The 20,622-nt window shown below is 29.6% G+C and carries 18 protein-coding genes and 2 pseudogenes; 11 read left to right on the top strand and 9 right to left on the bottom strand.

All coding sequences use genetic code 11. The annotated features are described in order from the left end of the window. The first annotated feature begins 41 nt into the window (after positions 1-41). From CPX_RS00150 to CPX_RS00100, 11 genes and pseudogenes are all read left to right on the top strand, one after another. A complete protein-coding gene (locus tag CPX_RS00150) occupies positions 42-854 on the top strand; it encodes a YitT family protein (RefSeq protein WP_053521254.1) in 813 nt (270 codons plus the stop codon). 258 nt (positions 855-1,112) lie between these two features. Beyond that, positions 1,113-2,402: a phosphopyruvate hydratase gene (gene eno, locus CPX_RS00145; RefSeq protein WP_053521253.1), complete on the top strand. Its 1,290-nt coding sequence runs from the start codon at positions 1,113-1,115 to the stop codon at positions 2,400-2,402. A 68-nt stretch (positions 2,403-2,470) separates the two neighbouring features. Beyond that, positions 2,471-3,996 (top strand): annotated as a pseudogene (gene gpmI / locus CPX_RS00140) (2,3-bisphosphoglycerate-independent phosphoglycerate mutase). A 68-nt stretch (positions 3,997-4,064) separates the two neighbouring features. Continuing rightward, entirely contained in the window at positions 4,065-5,411 is a 1,347-nt protein-coding gene (gene pyk / locus CPX_RS00135) for a pyruvate kinase (RefSeq protein ID WP_053521252.1), read from the top strand. Positions 5,412-5,803: 392 nt separating this feature from the next. Then, a complete protein-coding gene (gene pdhA / locus CPX_RS00130; RefSeq protein WP_053521251.1) occupies positions 5,804-6,901 on the top strand; it encodes a pyruvate dehydrogenase (acetyl-transferring) E1 component subunit alpha in 1,098 nt (365 codons plus the stop codon). A gap of 2 nt (positions 6,902-6,903) precedes the next feature. Further along, the gene (locus CPX_RS00125; protein WP_053521250.1) at positions 6,904-7,884 is read left to right on the top strand and encodes an alpha-ketoacid dehydrogenase subunit beta; all 981 of its coding nucleotides are present in this window, start codon (positions 6,904-6,906) and stop codon (positions 7,882-7,884) included. Between the two features lie 36 nt (positions 7,885-7,920). Next, positions 7,921-8,157: a biotin/lipoyl-containing protein gene (locus tag CPX_RS03155; protein WP_053521249.1), complete on the top strand. Its 237-nt coding sequence runs from the start codon at positions 7,921-7,923 to the stop codon at positions 8,155-8,157. A gap of 27 nt (positions 8,158-8,184) precedes the next feature. Further along, entirely contained in the window at positions 8,185-8,973 is a 789-nt protein-coding gene (locus tag CPX_RS00115; protein ID WP_053521248.1) for a dihydrolipoamide acetyltransferase family protein, read from the top strand. Between the two features lie 48 nt (positions 8,974-9,021). Then, on the top strand, positions 9,022-10,401 hold the full coding sequence (lpdA, locus tag CPX_RS00110; RefSeq protein WP_053521247.1) for a dihydrolipoyl dehydrogenase: 1,380 nt from the start codon (positions 9,022-9,024) through the stop codon (positions 10,399-10,401). Between the two features lie 117 nt (positions 10,402-10,518). After that, positions 10,519-11,281: pseudogene (locus CPX_RS00105) on the top strand (TatD family hydrolase). Positions 11,282-11,331: 50 nt separating this feature from the next. Further along, positions 11,332-11,946, top strand: a complete 615-nt coding sequence (locus tag CPX_RS00100; protein ID WP_053521246.1) for a lambda-exonuclease family protein — start codon at positions 11,332-11,334, stop codon at positions 11,944-11,946. Positions 11,947-12,691: 745 nt separating this feature from the next. Here the strand turns inward: CPX_RS00100 and CPX_RS00095 are convergent. The 9 genes from CPX_RS00095 to CPX_RS00050 all read right to left on the bottom strand — a co-directional run bounded on the left by CPX_RS00095 (position 12,692) and on the right by CPX_RS00050 (position 20,004). Continuing rightward, positions 12,692-12,922 (bottom strand): hypothetical protein, encoded by a 231-nt coding sequence (locus CPX_RS00095; RefSeq protein WP_053521245.1) that lies wholly within the window; start codon positions 12,920-12,922, stop codon positions 12,692-12,694. 430 nt (positions 12,923-13,352) lie between these two features. Next, complete coding sequence (gene rpmB / locus CPX_RS00090; protein WP_017191542.1) at positions 13,353-13,541, bottom strand: 50S ribosomal protein L28; 189 nt, start codon at positions 13,539-13,541, stop codon at positions 13,353-13,355. Positions 13,542-13,728: 187 nt separating this feature from the next. Beyond that, positions 13,729-14,676, bottom strand: coding sequence for a phosphatidate cytidylyltransferase (locus tag CPX_RS00085; protein ID WP_053521244.1), 948 nt, complete (start codon positions 14,674-14,676; stop codon positions 13,729-13,731). A 17-nt stretch (positions 14,677-14,693) separates the two neighbouring features. After that, complete coding sequence (gene frr / locus CPX_RS00080) at positions 14,694-15,248, bottom strand: ribosome recycling factor (protein ID WP_053521243.1); 555 nt, start codon at positions 15,246-15,248, stop codon at positions 14,694-14,696. Position 15,249: 1 nt separating this feature from the next. Beyond that, on the bottom strand, positions 15,250-15,966 hold the full coding sequence (gene pyrH, locus CPX_RS00075) for a UMP kinase (protein WP_053521242.1): 717 nt from the start codon (positions 15,964-15,966) through the stop codon (positions 15,250-15,252). Between the two features lie 60 nt (positions 15,967-16,026). Next, on the bottom strand, positions 16,027-16,884 hold the full coding sequence (gene tsf / locus CPX_RS00070; RefSeq protein WP_053521241.1) for a translation elongation factor Ts: 858 nt from the start codon (positions 16,882-16,884) through the stop codon (positions 16,027-16,029). A 150-nt stretch (positions 16,885-17,034) separates the two neighbouring features. Next, positions 17,035-17,874 carry a 30S ribosomal protein S2 gene (gene rpsB, locus CPX_RS00065; RefSeq protein ID WP_053521240.1) on the bottom strand — a complete coding sequence of 280 codons (840 nt, stop codon included), beginning with the start codon at positions 17,872-17,874 and terminating at the stop codon, positions 17,035-17,037. Between the two features lie 174 nt (positions 17,875-18,048). Then, a complete protein-coding gene (gene dut, locus CPX_RS03545) occupies positions 18,049-19,425 on the bottom strand; it encodes a dUTP diphosphatase (RefSeq protein WP_420885266.1) in 1,377 nt (458 codons plus the stop codon). A gap of 84 nt (positions 19,426-19,509) precedes the next feature. Continuing rightward, positions 19,510-20,004 (bottom strand): S26 family signal peptidase, encoded by a 495-nt coding sequence (locus CPX_RS00050; protein ID WP_235443158.1) that lies wholly within the window; start codon positions 20,002-20,004, stop codon positions 19,510-19,512. Positions 20,005-20,622 lie beyond the last annotated feature (618 nt).

Genomic DNA, 20,622 nt, shown 5'->3' with positions numbered 1-20,622 from the left:
TTTTAAAGAAAATAAATTAATTAGCAAAGAAAAATCCCAAAATGAAACAAAAATTAAAAACATCGTCTTTTCCATCATTAATATTTATTGCATTTGTTATAATAGTCACTTTCATCAAATGTATGTTTTTAGATAAGTTAAAACCATCAGACATGCATCATTTTGAACCCACGCGCTTTTGTCAATTAACTTTAGGTTTCTTATTAATGGTTTTTGCTATTTATTTTTTTATTTTACCGCAAGAATTAATTATAGGAGGTCTAGAAGCGCTTTGCTTATTTTTAGATAAAGTGTTTTTTTACAAAATAAAGGAGAAAAAACAAAACTATTGGTTTAGCAGTAACAACGGTATCTTGTTTTTCCGTATTTTTATTATTTCATTTGGCGCTATTTCGCATAAGACATGGTTTTTTTTATTAACACTTTTTGTGGCTTCCCTATTTTCTATTTTGTTTAAAATATTAGAATATTGGCAAATAGATAGAGTATTTTTATTAAATAAATTCCCAGATAAGGTTAAAAATAACATTATTTATCGCTTATCCTTATCTTCCGTTATTATTGGTGTTTTTATCGGTATAGGAGCTGGTTTGGTGATCGGAAACAATTCTTCTACGGGTGGAACTGATTTCGTCTTCAAAGTTTTACACAATTTTATAGAAGAACATATTACCATTGAATTTCCTATGATTTTATTAATTATAGACGGTTCTATTTTGGTCGCTTCTTTCATTATCGATTATTTTAGACAAATAGATGTTAAAAAGAATATTGTTATTAAATACGTTTTTTCTATTATTACTTTTGCTATCGCTATCAGTTTGACCACTTTAGTGAGTAATTGGGTTAAATAAAATCTCTTTCTAATAAATACGTCTTAGTGAGACTACTTCTTGTATTGGTTTTTTCTTTATATGTCTTCAACCTGATAAATAAGTCTTATTTTAGGCCAAAAATAAAAAAATGAAGAAAAAAGAAATATAGTTGTAATATTTATGGTTTTTTTTTGATACAATTTTAATGTATTGTTGTATAAAAAATTTTTAAAGAATTCATTTTATTATATGAATTTTATCATTTGAAAAGATTTATAATAAAAGGAGAAACAAATAATGCCATATATTACTGATATTTTATCTCGCGAAGTTTTAGATTCTAGAGGAAATCCTACTGTAGAAGTTGAAGTTAAAACATCTGAAGTTATAGGGAGAGCTATTGTTCCTTCTGGCGCTTCAACTGGATTATACGAAGCTGTTGAATTAAGAGACAAAGATGAAAAAAGATATTTAGGCAAAGGCGTTTTACAAGCGGTAGAAAACGTAGTAAAAGTGATTAAACCTGTTTTAATGGATGTATCCGTATTAGAACAAAAAGCTATCGACCAAGCGATGATTGAACTTGATGGTACGCCAAATAAATCTAAATTAGGGGCTAACGCTATTTTAGGCGTTTCATTGGCCGTGGCTAAAGCAGCTGCTTCATATTTAAATTTGGAACTTTATGAATATTTAGGTGGAGTTCAACCAAAACAATTGCCAGTGCCAATGATTAATATTATAAACGGCGGAGCCCATGCTTCCAATAGTGTTGATTTTCAAGAATTTATGATTTTACCCGTGGGAGCTCCTACTTTTAAAGAAGCTTTAAGATATGGTACTGAAATTTTTCATCATTTAGGCAAACTGTTAAAACAAAAAGGTTATCCTACAACAGTAGGAGATGAAGGAGGATATGCTCCTGATTTATCTTCTAACGAAGAGGTTTTACAAATTATTTTGCAAGCTATTAATAACGCTGGTTATAAACCAGGAGAAGACATTTATTTAGGTATGGACGTTGCTGCTTCAGAATTTTATAACGCAGAACAGAAAAAATATGTTTTAGTTTCTGAAAATAACAAATCTTTCACAAGTGCTGAATTAATCGCTTTTTATGAAAAATTAGTTAATAAATACCCTATTTTATCAATTGAAGATGGTTTAGATCAAAACGATTGGGAAGGATGGAAGTTATTAACTAGCAAATTAGGACACAAAGTTCAAATAGTGGGTGATGATTTATTCGTGACTAACGTAGAAAGATTATCGCAAGGAATTAAAGAAAAAACGGCTAATTCTATTTTGATTAAATTAAACCAAATCGGCACTTTAACAGAAACGTTAGAAGCTATTGAAATGGCTAAAAAAGCTTCCCTTACAGCTGTTATTTCTCATCGTAGTGGAGAGACGGAAGATACTACTATCGCTGATTTAGTTGTGGCAACTAACGCAGGTCAAATCAAAACTGGTTCCTGCTCTAGAACTGACCGTATCGCTAAATATAATCAATTATTAAGAATTGAAGACAATTTACAAAATGCTCCTTATTTAGGGTTAAAAGCTTTTTATAATTTAAAAAAATAATCATTTTTACGCATTAATGGCTCTTTTTTGGTCAAATTCTTAGGTAGGAAAGAAAAATGAGGAAATTTATTTTGGAATCTTTTGTTGGTCTTATTATTTTAGATGGTTTAGGAATCTCTCGCCAAAAAAAAATAACGCTGTTTTGTTAGCTAAGACGCCTTATTTGGATTCTCTTTTTAAAAGTTACCCCCACAACGCCTTGGTGGCGTCAGGGGAAGCCGTTGGTTTGCCTGAAGGACAAATGGGCAACAGCGAAGTGGGTCATTTAAATTTAGGCGCTGGCAGAATAGTTTACCAATCTTTAACCAAAATCAACAAAGCTATTAAAGAAAAAACTTTTTTTCAAAACGAAAGTTTTTTACAAGTCATAAAACATGTTAAAAAACACAATAGTAAACTGCATCTTGTGGGCATGATTTCTGATGGCGGTATTCACTCCCATATCAACCACGCTAAAGCTTTATTAGAAATGGCTGAACAAAATAATTTAACCAAAAAAACTTATTTACACGCTTTTACCGATGGACGCGACACATTACCTAAATCGGGTTTAAACCATCTTAAACCCCTTTTAGAGCAAAAAGTTAAAATTGCTTCTGTAGCGGGTCGTTATTATGCTATGGATCGTGATAATAACTGGGAGCGTATTAATGTGGTTTATAATATGTTAGTTTCTCAAAAAGCACCGATAATAGAGTCAGTAATAGATTATATGGAACAATCTTATCGCGACAATATTACTGATGAATTTATCAAACCGGCTATTACGGATGTTAATGGTTTAATCGAAGATAACGATGGTGTGATCTTTTTTAATTTTAGACCTGATCGTATCGTCCGTTTAGCGACCGCTTTGTCCAATCCTGTTAAAACTGATTTTTTTATCACTCCTGGCAAAACTTCTTTTCAAGGCGAAAAAAAATTAAATAATGTTTTATGTGCAATTATGTCTCCTTATGCCGAAAGCGTGAAAGGTATGGTAGCTTTTCAAAAAGAAAATTTAACTAATACTTTTGGCGAAGTGGTAGCTAACCATAATTTAGAACAATTAAGGATAGCGGAAACAGAAAAATATCCTCACGTGACTTTCTTTTTTAACGGTTCTCAGCATGTTAAATTAAAAGGTTGTGAGGAAATTTTGATTCCTTCTCCTGCGGTTCCGACTTATGATTTAAAGCCAGAAATGAGCGCTTTAGAAATCGCCGCCAAAGCGAAAGAAGCTATTTTATCTAAGCAATATCAAACGATGGTGTTAAATTTTGCCAATCCGGATATGGTCGGTCATACAGGTTCTTTAGAAGCGACTATCGCAGCTGTCGAAGCAACCGATAAAGCTTTAAAAACTGTAGTAGAAGCTATTTTATCTATAGGCGGAAAAGCTGTTGTGGTGGCGGACCACGGAAACGCCGAACAAATGGCAGATGAAAAAGGTCGTCCTAATACCGCTCATACTACTAATTTAGTACCTGTCATTGTCACGGATGAAAATGTTTCTGTGAATAAAGGTGCTTTATGCGACGTAGCTCCGACTTTATTAGAATTATTGAAAATACCTCAACCCCAAGAAATGACGGGAAAATCTTTAATAAAATAAATTAACCTTTTAATGGTTAAAAAATATGTTAATCGAACAATAAATTATATTTAAGAAAAGGTAAAATAATGCAAGAGAATAAAACCAAAATTATTTGTACTTTAGGACCTGCATCTTATGATGTTAACGTTTTAAAACAATTGATGCTTTCTGGTATGAATGTAGCGAGATTTAATTTTTCTCACGCTCAATATGATAACAGTAAAAAATTACTGAAAACTATTCGTGATTTAAATCAAGAATTAAATACTCATGTGGCTACTTTATTAGACACCAAAGGGCCGGAAGTAAGAACCCATGAATTTGACGGAGAAGTCGCTATTACTAAAGATTCTTTAGTAAGAATAACTACTGAAGAAGTGCTAGGCAATGCCTCTTTGTTCTCTGTTACTTATCCTGGTTTTTATGATGAATTAAATGTAGGCGATGTGGTTAACGTTGATGATGGTTATTTATCTTTAGAAATCGTTGATAAAGACGCTCAGAAAAAAGAATTAGTAACGAAAGCGAAAAACACTCATGTTGTGAAATCACGTCGTGGGGTTAACGTTCCTAATGTTAGTTTAAACATTCCTTTTGTTTCAAAAAAAGACTGTCAAGACGTTCTTTTCGCTTCAGAACAAAATTACGATTATATCGCTGCTTCTTTCGTTAGAAACGCAGAAGACGTGTTAGAATTGAGAAAAATTTTAAAAGAACAAAACAACGACCATATTCGTATTATCTCTAAAATTGAAAACCAAGAAGGGGTTGACAATTTAGACGAAATTATTGAAGTATCTGATGGCATTATGGTGGCTAGAGGAGATTTAGGCATTGAAGTTCCAGGCGAAATGGTTCCTTTATACCAAACAACTATCATTGAAAAATGTTTAGAAGAAGGTAAAACTGTTGTGGTAGCTACGCAAATGTTAGAATCTATGCAAAAAAACCCTCGTCCAACTAAAGCCGAAATTTCAGATGTTTATAACGCTGTTAAAGAAGGTAGTACTGCCACTATGTTATCCGGAGAATCCGCTTCAGGAGAATATCCAGTAGAAGCAGTGCAATTTATGCATAAAATAAACAAACAAGCTGAAAAGGCGCGTGAAGATGAATTTTTTGCTCCTCTTTACGAACCAAAAAGTTTACAAGAATATCTTTTATTAAGTGCAGCGGAATTATCAGTTCGTTATCCTATTAAAGCGATTCTTGTTAACAATCGGGAAGATGCTGAAAGCATTTCCAAATTCCACCCTTCTGTTCCTGTTTTAGCAACAGTTCAAGACGAAAAAGAAGCTAATTTATTAGCTTTAAGTTACGGCATCACTCCGGTTTTAAACCAAGCGGAATTAGACCGTAAACTAGACGCTTTAACTGAGGACGAAGACGGAGACATCATAGTAGTTACTGAAGGAAAAATAGAAATTAAATAATTTATCCTTAAAAAACCCTTAAAAAGGGTTTTTAACTAAAATAATGACTTCTTGGAACTAAACAAAACAAGGGATCAAAAGAGTCCTATTTGTGAAGAAACAATAAAATTATCGACAATATTTGACAAAAATTAAAAAAATAAGTTAAAATTAAAGATGGTCTTAAATTTATATTTTTTTCGTTTAAATACATCATTATTAAGATTTTCTTCACTAATTGTTTGCCCTTGTATTTAAACCAAAAAAATTATTTTAACAATTGTTCTTGAAGAAAGCTTTTGCTTAAAATAAAAAAAACAAGAAATTTAATTTTTCAAGCAACATGTTATTTGTGCGGCTAAATTAATCTTTACAAAAATTATTTAAAAAAATAAAAGGAGTTAATTTTCGAAATGACATTAAGTAAATCTTATGATCCTTTGAAAAAACAAAGATTACAAATTTTGGATTCAGAAGGAAATGTAGTTAATCCACAATTAGAACCAAAAATACCTGAAGAAAAACTGTTAAAAATGTATAAAACTATGGTTTTAGCAAGAGTTTCTGACATTAAAGCGGTTCAATACCAACGTCAAGGCAGAATGTTGTCTTACGTTATTAACAGAGGACATGAAGGTGGTCAAGTTGGTTCAGCAGCAGCTTTAGAAGACCAAGACTGGGTTTCACCTTATTTCCGTGATATTGGGATTTATTTATACCGTGGTATTCCTTTAGAAAACATATACCTTTATTGGTATGGTAACGAAAAAGGTTCTAAAATGGATCCTTCTAAACGTATTTTACCAGTTAATATTATTATTGGTTCAGGAATCAATATTGGTGCTGGTTTGGCTTTAGCAAGTAAATTGCAAAACAAAAAAGAAGTTACAATAGCTACTATTGGTGATGGTGGAACAGCTCATGAAGAATTTTATGCTGGTTTGAATTACGCATCTGTTTATAAAGCTCCTTTAGTGGTATTGATTCAAAATAATCAATACGCTATTTCTACTCCAAGAAAAGTAGCTTCTAACTCTGAAACTTTAGCACAAAAATCCTATGCTTTCGGTATTCCTGGCATTCAAGTAGATGGTAATGACGTTTTAGCTGTTTATGCATCTGTTAAAGAATTTACCGAAGCAGCGCGTAATGGCGAAGGAGCTAGTTTAATTGAAATCTTTACTTACCGTATGGGAGCTCATACTACTAATGATAACCCTAACTTATACCGTTCTAAAGAAGAAGAGGAAGAATGGAATAAAAAAGATCCTATCGAACGTTTTAAAAAATATTTATTGAAAAAAAACGTTTTAACTGAAGAAATGGTGGAACAAATCAATCAAGAAGCAGAAAAATACGTTTCCGAAGTACATGAAAAAATTACTTCTTACGGCGCTAATGTAGAACCGATTGAAATTTTCGAACATCTTTACCATGAAATGACACCTCAATTAAAAGAACAACACGCAGAATACGAACAATTTTTAAAATCAAAAGAAGAAGGTAAATAAAAATGGCTTTAATGAATTTATTGCAAGCGGTTAATCATACCTTAGATCTCCAATTAGCTAAAAACCCTAAAGTAGTTGTTTTTGGTCAAGATATTGGTAAATTAGGAGGAGTTTTCCGTGTTACTGCAGGATTGCAAAAAAAATACGGAGAATCTCGTGTTTTCGATACTCCTATAGCTGAATCTGCTATCGTTGGTAGTGCGATCGGAATGTCTATAAACGGTTTAATTCCTGTAGCTGAAATTCAATTTGATGGTTTCCTTTATGTGGGATTAGAAGATTTAATCGCTCATGCTGCGAGAATGAGAAATCGTACTCGTAATAGTTTTTCTTGTCCTATGGTTTTAAAAGTTCCTGTTGGTGGTGGAGTTAAAGCATTAGAGCATCACTCAGAGAGTTTAGAAGTTATTTTAGGTTCTATTCCTGGTTTAAAAGTGGTAGTTCCTTCTAATCCTCACGACGCTAAAGGTCTTTTAATTGCCGCTATTAATAGCCCAGATCCAGTTGTTTACATGGAACCTAAATATTTATATCGTGCAGGAAAACAAGAAGTTCCTGAAGAAGAATACGAAATAGAAATTGGTAAAGCGAACTTGGTTAAAGAAGGTACAGATGTAACTGTAATCGCTTGGAGTTCGGCTGTTTCCATCGTTCAATCCGCTTTAGAAAAACTAGAAGCTGATGATATTTCTGTAGAATTAGTGGATTTAAGAACTATTAATCCGATTGATAGAGAAACAGTGCTTCATTCTGTAAAAAAAACTGGTAGATTAGTTGTAGTACATGAAGCTACTAAAACTTATGGACCAGCTGGTGAATTAATTACTTTAGTAAATGAATACGCTTTTGATTATTTAAAAGCTGCTCCTAGTCGTGTAACAGGTCATGATATCATCATGCCTTTAGCCAGAGGAGAATATCATCAATTTTTAAACGCTGATAAAGTAATTTATGGCGTAAAAAAAGTTTTAAAAATAATTTAAACAAAAAAATTTAAACAAATGAATGAGGGTAATAATATGTATGAATTAAAATTTGCTGATATAGGTGAAGGGATTAACGAAGGAACCATTTTAACTTGGAACTGCAAAGTTGGAGACCAAGTTAAAGAAGGCGATGTTTTAGTAATTGTTGAAACTGATAAATTACAAGCTGACATAACTTCCCCTAAAACTGGTACTATTACTAAAATAGGTCACCAAGAGGGCGAAAATGTTAACGTTGGAGATGTTTTAGCTGTTATTGAAGAAAAATAATTTAAATAAAAAAAGGACGTTTTAAAAATGACAAATAATAACGACAATGTTTTAAACCCTACAAAAGAAACTGTAGCAAACAACACAAATACTAATAATAACATAGAAGACGTAAAAATTCAAAAAATTTCTCGTTTAAGAAAAATAATTGCTAAAAAAATGAGCATTTCCAAAACAGTTATTCCTGAAGTAACTTTAATGGATGAAGTGGATATTACTAATTTAGTAGCTTTAAGAACTCAAATGAAACCATTAGCTCAAGAAAAAGGCATTAAATTAACTTATATGGCTTTTATCGCTAAAGCGGTTGTTTTATCTTTAAAAGAATATCCTGTTTTTAACGCTAGTTTTGATGATGAAAAAGAAGAATTAATCATTAAAAACTATATTAACTTAGGAATCGCTATTGACACTAAAGATGGATTAATTGTTCCTAATATTAAAAACGTTGATAATTTAAGTGTTTTAGAATTAGCGAAAGAAATCCACACTTTATCTGTTAACACAGTGGGAAGAAAATTACAATTGTCTCAATTGCAAAAAGGTACTTTTACTTTAAGTAATTTTGGGGCCATTGATATTGCTTACGGTACGCCAATTATTAATCATCCGGAATTAGCTATTCTTGGTATTGGTAAAATAGTTAAAAAACCAATAGTTAAAAAAGGCGAAATTGTTGTAGCTGATATGTTGCCTCTATCTTTAACGATCGATCACCGTATTATCGATGGTGCTGATGGCGGAAGATTATTGCAAAAAATTAAAGAATTATTAAACGATGTTAAAACTTTAGAAAATGATTTCACTGCTTTATAAAGAGGGAAATTATTTTTTGACTGAATTATAAAAAAGAGAAGTAAATTGATGGAAAGATATGATATTTTAATTATTGGCGGAGGACCTGGTGGTTATATCTCAGCTATTAAAGCATCTCAAATGGGAGCTAAAGTTGCTTTAGTAGAAGACCATAAATTAGGCGGAATTTGTTTAAATTACGGTTGTATACCAACTAAAGCTTTTTTAAAAAGCGCTAAAATTTTTGACCTTTTAAAACATTCTAAAGAATACGGTATCGAAACCAATACAGACGTAGAAGTGAATTGGACTTCTGTATTAGAACGTAAAAACAAAATAGTTAAACAATTAACTAACGGCATTTCTTTCTTAATGAAAAAAAATAAAATTGATGTTTATAATGGATTTGCCGATGCGTTATCAGCTCATCAAGTTCAAGTAGGCGATAAAGTTTTAGAAACTAAAAAACTTATTATTGCTACGGGAGCGAGCGCGTTTATTCCTCCGATTAAAGGTGCTAAAGAAGCATACGAAAATAAATACTTATACACAAGTAAAGAATTAGTTCAATTGGAAAAATTTCCGAAAAAATTAGTTATTATTGGTGGCGGAGTTATCGGTGTAGAGTTTGCGACTATTTTTAATAAATTCGGCGCTGAAGTAATTATTTTAGAAAGAGCGAACTCTATCTTAAATGTTATGGATAAAGATATTGTTGATGCTTACACTAAAAAATTAAAAAGCAACCAAATTAAAATTTTAACTGAAGCTGCAGTAGTGGAAATCGATAATAATAAAGTGCATTACATTTATGAAAACAAAACACACGTGGAAGAAGCTGATGTTGTTTTAATGGCAACCGGAACTAAACCTAATTTAAAAGGGATAGAAAAGCTGAATTTACAAACCGACAGAACAGGAGTTATGACAGACGGCTTTTTAAAAACTTCTTTAGAAGACGTTTACGCTATTGGCGATGTTAACGGTAAATATATGTTAGCCCACGTATCGAGCCATGAAGGAATTATCGCTGTTACTCATGCTTTAGAAGCTGACGCTCATTTAAAACCAATGAATTACGATCGCGTGCCTTCCTGTGTTTACGGTTTCCCTGAAATCGCCACTATCGGTTGGACTGAAGAACGAGTGAAAGTTAAAGACATTGAATATAAAGTGTCTAAAGTTCCTGTTAAAGCGATCGGTAAAGCTTTAGCTGACGGTGAAACAGATGGTTTTGCTAAATTAATCGTTGATAAAAAAGATCTTAAAGTTTTAGGAATGCATATTTTCTCTTATAATGCTACTGAATTAATTATTGAAATTGGCGTAACTATGGAATTAGAAGGAACAGCTCATGATGTTGTTCACGCTATTCACCCACATCCAACTTTATCTGAATTAACTTTAGAAACTTTTTTAGGCGCGATTGATAAACCAATCCATATGTAAAAATAATACTTTTTAATGAAAAAAATAACCCATTTTTATGAGTTATTTTTTTCTAATTTTAATGATAAAATTTATTATTGAATAACCAAATATTATGATTAAAAAGAGAAATAAAAAATGTTAATTGATACTCACGCTCATCTTAATTTAGATGATTATTCTAAAGATTTAAAAGATGTTATAAATAGGGCTGTAAAAAACGATGTTCAATATTTTATTGTTCCTGGTTTAGATCAGAAAACGAACGAAAAAGCCATTGAATTAGCCCTTCAAAACCCTGAAATCAAAGTCGCTGTGGGGATTCATCCGTCTTATGTGACTAATGAAGATCCTTTCACTATTGAAAAATATTTAAAACTTCCTCAAGTCGTGGCTGTGGGTGAAATTGGTATTGATTTATATCATGAACAAAAAACCTTGCCATTACAACAACAAACTTTACAAATTCAAGTTAAATTAGCGATTAAATATGATTTACCCATCATTTTGCACGCTCGTTCTTCTTTTGAAGAAATATATGAAATATTGTTACCTTATAAAAACAAAATTAGAGGCGTTTTCCATTCTTTAGTAACTGATTTGGAAGCAGCCCAAAGAGCGATCGATTTAGGTTTTTACGTAGGCATTGGTGGGATTGTGACATATGAAAAAGCTTTGAAAGTTCATATTTTAGCGAAACAACTCCCTTTAGACAAAATCTTATTAGAAACTGATTCGCCTTTTTTAACTCCTTCTCCGGGGAAAAAAATCTCACAGAAACGAACCCGCTTTGGTGAAATTAGTAGCCGAAAAAATAGCTAGTTTAAGAAACATTACTTTAGAAGAAGTAGCTGAACAAACTACTCAAAACGTTAAAAAACTGTTTTTACCTCATCTTTAATTCATTCTCTTAACAACTTGATAATTGTTAGCAAGAAAGGTTTGTTTGTTATGAAATTTACTAAATCAGAATCAAATCAAATGATTAATTTAGAACAAAATTCTGAAGCATGGCATAAACATAGAAGCAACTATATTAACGCTTCAGAAGTTGCTGCTATTATGGGGTTAAATCCGTTTGAAACTAAACAAGCGCTTTTTAAAAGAAAACTTTTTAAAGAAAAGATCGAAGACAATAATGCTATGCGTCATGGCAGACGTTTAGAACCAGAAGCGAGAAATTTTTTTAACGAAGTTAACAATATGGAATTCGTCCCTGCTGTGTTTATTAAAGATTTTATGTCTGCTTCTTTAGATGGTTGGCATCAAGAATCTAACAGCATTTTAGAAATTAAATGTCCTATTTCTTATAATAGTCCTTCTTGGAGCAAGTTTTTGTTAAATAACGAAATACCTATGTATTATTATGCTCAAGTGCAAGCCCAACTCTTTTGTTCTGATACAGAAAAAGCTTTTTTCTTAGTGTATCAAACGTTTCAGAGTAGCAAGGTTAAGGAAATCCACAGAGACCCTAAATTTATTGAAGAAATGTATCAAAAAGCACATGTTTTTTATAATCTTTTAAACGAAGCTAAAGAAACTTTAGATAAGTTAAAAGAAAAATGATTGTTTTTGATTGATTTGTTCTTTAGAAAAGAGGATCAAATAAATTATTGGTCATATGTTAAAATAAGGTTAAAAATGTTTAGCCAATTAATCCATCAATTGGTTTTTTTGGCATAAAATTTATATAAATCCTCATTAGAAGGTTTTTTTAACAATAAACTTGCTTTTTACAATTATCTTTGTGAGTTTTTTAATCTTTAACAAATTTAACCTTATAAATTATTAAATAGATAATATAAGCGAAAATATTTATTCTATAAAATAATAAATATAATTGAGTGTTTTTCAAACTGAATAAATCTTTATTATAAGTGATTGGTTGGTACAATAAATTTAAAAATTTTTATTTTTTTGAGAATGGGGTGTTTCATCTGTTAATGCTTTCCACTAAATTTAAAGTTTCATTATACAAAAAAACACTAAAACTAAAGTTGTCATCACTATATTGATAATAGCTGATTTAACTACTTTTTGCATTAAAATTTCGCTTTTATTTTTATCGTTGCTCATTTTTGCCTCTTTCATATTAAATTCAATAATAGATATAACTTTATTAAATGGCAAAAATTATACCATAAATTTATCAAGAAATGCTTTATAAAAAAGTTTCTTCGGTATAAAATGAAGTCCTTTAGGATAATACGAAAAAAATACCTTGTATCAATTCTAAACAAGTTGTCAAACGATAAATTATTGAATTTTGCTATAATAAAAAAGAACCAATAAAAGGGTTCTTTTTTATCTTTTAGTGTCCAATTAAAATTATACTTTGGTATCCTGATTCTTGTTGGTTTGCGCCTGTTCCTTTATCCTTGCCATTTGTTGCTTCTACGTTATTACCTTCTTGAGAGGTGTAAGGCGCGTCTGGCGTTTGTGTCGTTGTTGGAGCCGTACTTGAGGAAGTATTTTCATCCTTATTATCTTTGCTAAAATATTTAGCCGTACAAATAATGCCAACTATTAGCACAACAACCAACAGAAATATTCCTACTAAAGTTTATTATTTTTTTATTTTTCCGAACAACTTCTTTATAATTCATTTCTTTTTAACCTTTCTTAATTTGGGAAATCATTTTTCATAATTTAACTTTTTAAATTGTGAAAAATTATTATACACAAAAAAACAAGGGTATGTGGAAAAAATGAAATTTTATTCTTTTAATTTGTTTTTCAAAAAAATCTTCTATTTTGATCCTCTTTATAAAATTTCCTATCGTTTACTATTTTTTTCTATTATTTTTATATCCGCTTCATGATTCTTGTTTTTTCGCGAATAAAAAGGCACAAAAAAAGGACCTTACCGTTCATAAGGCCTAAGAACAAGATAAAACAATAAATAAAAAAAAGACTATTAGCGAATAATAGTTTTTTTTAATAATTAATGATTTGTAAAGAACTCAAATAAATTAAGCTCTTTCAACTTTTAATTTTTTTAATGCGCGGGCAGAAACATAAATTTTTTTAACTTTGCCTTTTTCATCAATAATACGAATTTTTTGCAAATTAGCTTTCCACGTTCTTCTAGAAGCGTTCATTGCGTGACTACGTTTATTTCCGAAAACAGTTGTTTTCCCTGTGTAATAACATTTGCTCATTATGTAGGATACCTTTCTTTCTTAAAAAAAACATTATATAAAACATTTCTGATTAATAATAAAAAAATCATATTTCTATCGTAAAAAATGTTTCTCAATTACTTTTATTATAACAAAATATCAACTAAATTAACATTTTATTTTTCTTTTACAAAAAAAGAAGTCTTTTTTGTGATAAATATTTATTTTACTTCTTTATTTTAAAAATGTCATGCATATTTTGGATAACATAATTTGACCAAAAGCTTAATAAAATTAAAACAATAAAAAAAGATAAAAATAAAATAGAATCAAAACGATCTAATAGACCGCCGTGACCGGGAAAAAGATTGCTGAAATCTTTAATTTTATAGTCTCTTTTAAATTTAGAAGCGATTAAATCGCCTATTTGAGCAATAATAGAATTAATAATAGTGAAAAACACTAAAAAAATAACTGCTTGATAACCGTTTAAAGAACTGCTATAAAATAAAACAGCTAACAAAGTAGTCGCCACTATGGCGCCTAAAAAACCTTCCCAAGTTTTTTTGGGACTCACGCTAGGAAATAAAAACCTTTTGCCATATAAATTACCAATAAAATAAGCGAAGCTATCGCTAGCAATAGTGATGAAAAACAAGTACAAAAACCATTTGTAGCTTATTAATATTAAACTTAAAAAAGAAGCACTAAAAACACTAATATAAGCAAAAATTAACAATACATGAGTTAAATGTTGAGTATGAAAAGAAGAGTTAAAAAGAAAATATAGAAATAAAGCGAAAGCTAAACCGAATAAACTAAATAAAGTATATTCAGAAAAGTTTGATAAACAACTGATTAAATGCGTTTGTTCTTGGGAATCAATAATACGTTTACTCTTAAAAGAACCAACAATAACCGCTAATAAAGACAAAAAAAGAAAAATACTTAATAAACTAATGATGATCATGTGCCTTTTGGAATATTTTGTATTTTGATGATTCACTTTTAACATTTCTATAGAAGAATGGAACACAAAAAGAAGCACTGTTCCTAAACTAATATAAGCAAAAGAATTTATTCCCTTGTTATGATCGATGCAAAGAAAAAAACCAAAAAAAGATAAAGCGGCTAAAAACATCCCTAATCCGATATAAATTTTTTTAGATGACATATTTTTATTGTCTCTTTTTAAATTTTTAATAATTCTTTATTTTTTTTAACAGTTTCTGTTTCTAAAAGTTTAATAAAATGATTATTTAAGTCTTGAATTTGTTTTAATAAAGCGTTTTCTTCATCTTCCGCTAATTTTAATTTTTTAACTTTATCATTGCCGGAACGACGTAAATTTCTTACTATAACTTTAGTTTGTTCAGAAATTTTTTCTACTTCTTTAGTTAAAAGTTTTCTTTTTTCTTCTGTAGGTTGAGGGAAAACTAATTTAATCGAAACACCATCTGTTTGTGGAGTAATTCCTAAATCAGAAGCTAATAAAGCTTTTTTAATATTAGGTACTAAAGTAGCGTCAAAAGGTTTAATATGAATTTGACTTCCTTCTACGATAGAAATCATACTAATATGCTTTAAAACCGTTTCTGCGCCGTAATAATTAATAGTGATTTTATCTAATATTTTCGGGTTAGCTACCCCGGTTCTAATGTTGCAAAATTGCGTCAACATTGAGTCTTTAGAATTATTCATTTTTTGTTTTAAATCTGTTAAAATTTCTTGTGCCATTTCGTACATTTTATTTTTCCTCCTTAGAAGTGATTATAGTCCCTATTTTTTCTTTTAAAATTATTTTTTGGATATTACCTTTGGTGTTCATATCAAAAACAAAAATATCAATACCATTTTCCCAACATAAAGAAATGGCTGTTATATCCATCACATCTAACCTTTGAGCGATAACATTTTTATGTTCTATTTTTTTAATTAAAACAGCGTCATTATGTTTTTTAGGATCTTTATTATAAACACCCTCAATACCGTTTTTAGCCATTAAAATAACGTCTATATTTAATTCAGCTGCTCTTAAAGCAGCAGCGGTATCGGTGGAAAAGTAAGGAGAACCAACCCCAGCGCCTAAAATAACTACACGACCTTTTTCTAAATGGCGTAGTGCTTTACCTTTGATGTAAGGTTCAGCCACAGCAATAACATGAAAAGCCGTCATAACCCTAGTTGGAATGTCTAAATTGACTAAAGCATCTTGTAAAGCTAAAGAGTTGATAATAGTGCCTAACATTCCCATATAGTCTGATTGACTACGTTCCATACCTAATTCTTGACCAATATGACCGCGCCAGATATTTCCCGCACCAACAATAATAACTATTTGTAAACCTAAGTCTTTAATTTCTTTAATTTCTTCAGCAATTTTTTTAACTTTTTGTGGGTTAATGTTAAAATCGTCTCCTTTTAAGGCTTCCCCGCTCAATTTTAAAAGAATTCTTTTAAACATTTTATTCCCCTTTGCTGCTTTTTATTTTTTATTATAGTTAGAAAATGAATAAATATTAGTTTATTGCTCGTTTTTTTTTGCTGTTTCACCTACTTCAAAGCGGTAATAAGCGATAACGTTAGTTTGATTAGCTTGTAAAAATTCTTTTACTTTTTGGTCAGTATCGTTGTAAAAAGGTTGTTCTAATAAACAAATTTCTTCTAAAACTTTATTTAAACGATCGCTAGCGATTTTATCTAATAAACCACTCGGTAAATTTTGCTTCGCTTTTTCGTTAATAGTTTTTTCTAAAAAAAGTTGTTTTTTTGTTTGAATAAAATTAGGGTCAACCGCTTCTTTACTTAAAAATTTCGGGTTAAAACCAGCTACATGGATAGGAATATGTGTTTGCGCTTCTTCGTTTTGTTTGTCAAAATGCACTAAAGCGGAAATTCTTCCTCCTTGATGTTTGTAAAGTCCAAAACTTTCGTTATCTTTTTTATAAACAGTTTGAATTCTTTTTAAAACGATTTGTTCTTTAATAATAGCCGCTTTATCTAAAATAATGTTTTTAACTCTTTGTCCGTTCCAATGATAATTTAAAAAGTCTTCCACAGTTTTAACGGATGCATCAGCATCTAATAAACTATTTTTCAGTTGTTCTAGTAATGTGATAAAGTGTTCGTTTTTAGCAACAAAATCAGTTTCTGAGTTAAGTTCAAATAAAACAGCTTTATTACCTTTAAAAGCGACATTAGTTAAACCTTCGGCTGAAACTTTATCTTTTTTTTTGTTAGCTGTAATCATGCCTTTTTCTTTTAAATAAGCTACAGCTTTGTCCACATCGCCTTGAGTATGTTCTAAAGCTTGTTTACAATTCATCATTCCTGATTGAGTTTTTTTTCTTAATTCTTTAATCATTTCTAGTGTGATTTTCATTTTCGTTCTCCAAATTTTTATTAAGTTTTTCTTTCTTTTGTATTAAGAAATACAAGTAAAATTGTTTTTTTTAGTAAAAAAGATGTTTATTTAGAAACATCTTTTTTACTAATTGATTATAAAAAATATTTTGTCTGTTAAAAGTTGTAATTAATTAGTAGAAACTTTTTCTTTTTCTACATTTTGATCGTTATTTTGAGTTTTTTCTACATCAACAGTTTCCGGTGTTGATTCAGATGGTTTTTCGCCAGATTCATCAGTTGTTTCTTCAACAGGCGCTTCTTGGTTAGAACCGCTACCTTCAATAGCTGCATCAGCGATGATAGAAGTAATTAATTTTACCCCTTTGATAGCATCATTATTAGCAGGAATGATGTAATCTACTGAATCAGGATCACAGTTACTATCTACGATTCCAAAAATTTTAATACCTAATTTTCTCGCCTCAGCGATAGCTATAGTATCTTTTTGCACATCAACGATATAAATAGCTTGTGGCAATTGAGACATGTTTTTAATTCCGCCTAAAAACTTTTCCAACTTATCTCTTTGTTTTTTTAAGGTAGCTACTTCTTTTTTAGAAAGTAATTTCCATACGCCATCTTCTTCTTGTTTGTATAACTCTTTTAAATAATTAATTCTTGTTAAAATAGTTTGGAAATTAGTGAAAGTACCGCCTAACCATCTTTGGTTAATATAATATTGATTAGCTCTTTGCGCTTCTTGTTTAATAATGTGTTGGGTTTGTTTTTTAGTTCCTAAGAATAAAACTTTCCCTCCTTCTTCCGCTATTTGTACAAGCTTTTTGTATGAATGTTCAACAGCTTCCAATGTTTTTTTCAAATCGATAATGTGAATTCTATTTCTAACAATAGGAACCCCATCGTTGGAAGAAAATAAATATGGTTTCATTTTGTAATGACATTTTTTAGCCGCGTGACCAAAATGAATTCCTGATTCTAACAATTGTTTTATTGTAACAACACCCATGATTCTGAGTACTCCTTTTTAAATTTACTTATTTTGAAGAATGAGATGTAAAATTTTTTTCACATGAATAACGTTTTTAATTTAATAAATTTAAGAAATTAAATTATAATTTATTATTATTCATAATTTTTTGATTTTAACTTAAATATTTTAACATATTATTTTAATATATTTTTATTTTTTATCATTAATTATGTTGGTTTTCTTTAACTTTTTTTCATTAGTACTACCGAAGCCACTTTTTCTCGTTTTCTTGGTTTTAGCATGATCATCATCAGTTACGTAAAAATCTTGAAAAAGACCTTGAGCGATTCTTTCGTGTTTTTCTATTATCACCGTTTGATCGGAAAAATTATATAAAGGGATAAAAATATGTCCTTCGTTTTTTTCATTATTATAATAATCGCTATCAATGACGCCTACGTTATTAGCCAACATTAAACCTTTTTTTAAAGGTAAAGAAGATCTCACATAAATTAATAATACTTGATGATTAGGAAAAGAAGCTTTAACGCCAGTAGGAACTAAAACGACTTGTTGGGAAGGAATTTCCATATTTTCCGCAGCCTCTAAGTCATAACCGGCACTATAATTGGTTTGTCTTTGAGGTAAATTAATTTGTTGATTTTGAAAAGCGCTTACTACTTCGAAAACACATTTTTTCTTATTATTCATTTGATAATTCTCCTTTTTTATGTGGTTTTTTCTTTTTTTATAATTATTTCGGGGGTGATTAGAAATAAATTTATTTTTTAACACATTATTGGATACAAAAGTATAAGTTTGAGTAGTTTTTAAACTATTATGACCTAATAATTCTTGCACTACTCTTAAATCAGCGCCATTATTGAGTAAAATAGTGGCAAACGCGTGTCTTAACATATGCGGATAAAGCTTGATTTTATTTGCTGTTTTTAATGATAATTCGTTTAAAATCATTCTTATCCCTCTTTCGGTTAAAGGAGTTCCTTTATAATTAACCAATAAAAAATCATGTTTTAAAGTTTTATTGGTCATCATTTTATTCCTAATATTGGCAATATAATGTTTTAGCATAGATAATAAAGATTCATGAACAGGCAAATAACGGACTTTTCTCCCTTTACCATAAATTAAAAGTTGGGTGTTAGAAAAATAAATATCCTCTATTTTGAGCTTAATTAACTCACTCACTCTTAACCCACAACTATAAAGTAAATCTAGGATTAAATAATTTCTATAATCAAGTTCTTTTGATAAATCAATAGAATCTAATAAAGTTTGAATATCTTCTTCAGAAATTATTTTAGGTAGTTTTTTGGGAATTTTTTTAATAGGTATCGCTTTGAAAATGTTATTGATAAAACCATGTCTTTCTATTAAAAAATTATAAAAAGTCCTTAAAACCGATATTTTCCTCATAATACTGATGTTTTTGAGTTTTTGTGAAGAAAGATAACTCACAAAAGAACGAGCGTGTTTTTCCTGGGAAAGACTTTCTCTCTCAAAAGATATCTTTTTAGACGTCAAAAAGGTTTTAAAATCTTTCACATCATGAATATAATTTTTAATCGTTAAAGGGGAATAATTACGTTCAATAGTTAAAAACGCTTCAAATTTTTTGATTAATTGTAAAATGATAAGAACCTACTATTTTTAAAATTTTTTCACCTTATATAGCTGGATAATGTTATGATGCTGATTCCTTCTGATGTTATTTCTTGGTTTGCTTTTTTCTTTTTTTTTTTTCGGTTGAATAACTTCTAAATAAAAAACAATCAACAAAAAACCTAATAGCAGAAATGCAATAATAGTACCAGGGTGCATCATACAATTCCATATGCTAGCAAAACGTATAACTACGATGACTTTTGATAAAGCGTTGTTATAATCAATATTTTCCTCAAAATCAAAGGTTTCTTCGTTATTGGTGCCTCGAGTAGTTAATTTTTTATTTTCTTTGTCGTTGCTAACTACTCGGTGTACGACAAAAGGAATCTTTTTTAACGGTCCTTCTTGAAATTCTGTCTCAACAAAAAAAACTATATCATCGCCTTTTTTGTCTTTATCTGTAGCTTTTAAATTAAAACAATCTTTTTCCGTTAAATTTTGCACAATGATAATATCGTTTTTATTAATTTCAGACCGCATGCTTTCACTATTGATCCAATACATATTTAAAAATAAAAATTTAGAAGCTTTTTTGGGGTAAAAATAATTTAAAATGTTCAACAAAATTAAGTATAATAATAAACTTATCGTTAAATAATAAAAAACATTCGTTAAAATCATAAAAAGTAATTTGACAAATGAGATATTTTTATTAAAAAGTTTTATAATCATACTTTTTTACCCTTATAATTTATAGTTATTCCAAAACATTAATTATATATTAAAAATTTTATAATATATCTTTTAATCGTTCGCACTTATAATTATAAAACATTTAATATATTTTAAATAATTTCTTATAATCTTATTATAAAGGATTTCTGTTTTTTATTTTTGGAAATAATTATTTTTTTATGATTTATCAGTGTTTTTTTAACTCTTATAAAGGGGATAATAGGTTTAATTCGCTTGTTAAATAGTCTTTTTTGGACTCTTTGTGAAACTAAAAAAAATACCTTTTAAAAGATTATTTTACCAAAATAAAATTTTTCAGGATTAAAAATTTTAAAGCATCTCCAAAGATAACCTAATCTCTTTAAAAAATTTTTATAAGCGTTAATAAAGTTTTTCTTTTTTATCATTTTCAGATAAAAATAA

Origin of the sequence: Candidatus Phytoplasma pruni, from assembly GCF_001277135.1 — a bacterium.
GTDB classification, from domain to species: domain Bacteria; phylum Bacillota_I; class Bacilli_A; order Acholeplasmatales; family Acholeplasmataceae; genus Phytoplasma; species Phytoplasma pruni.
Note: the sequence above shows the minus strand (reverse complement) of the source record. Positions and strands in the feature narration are given on the sequence as shown.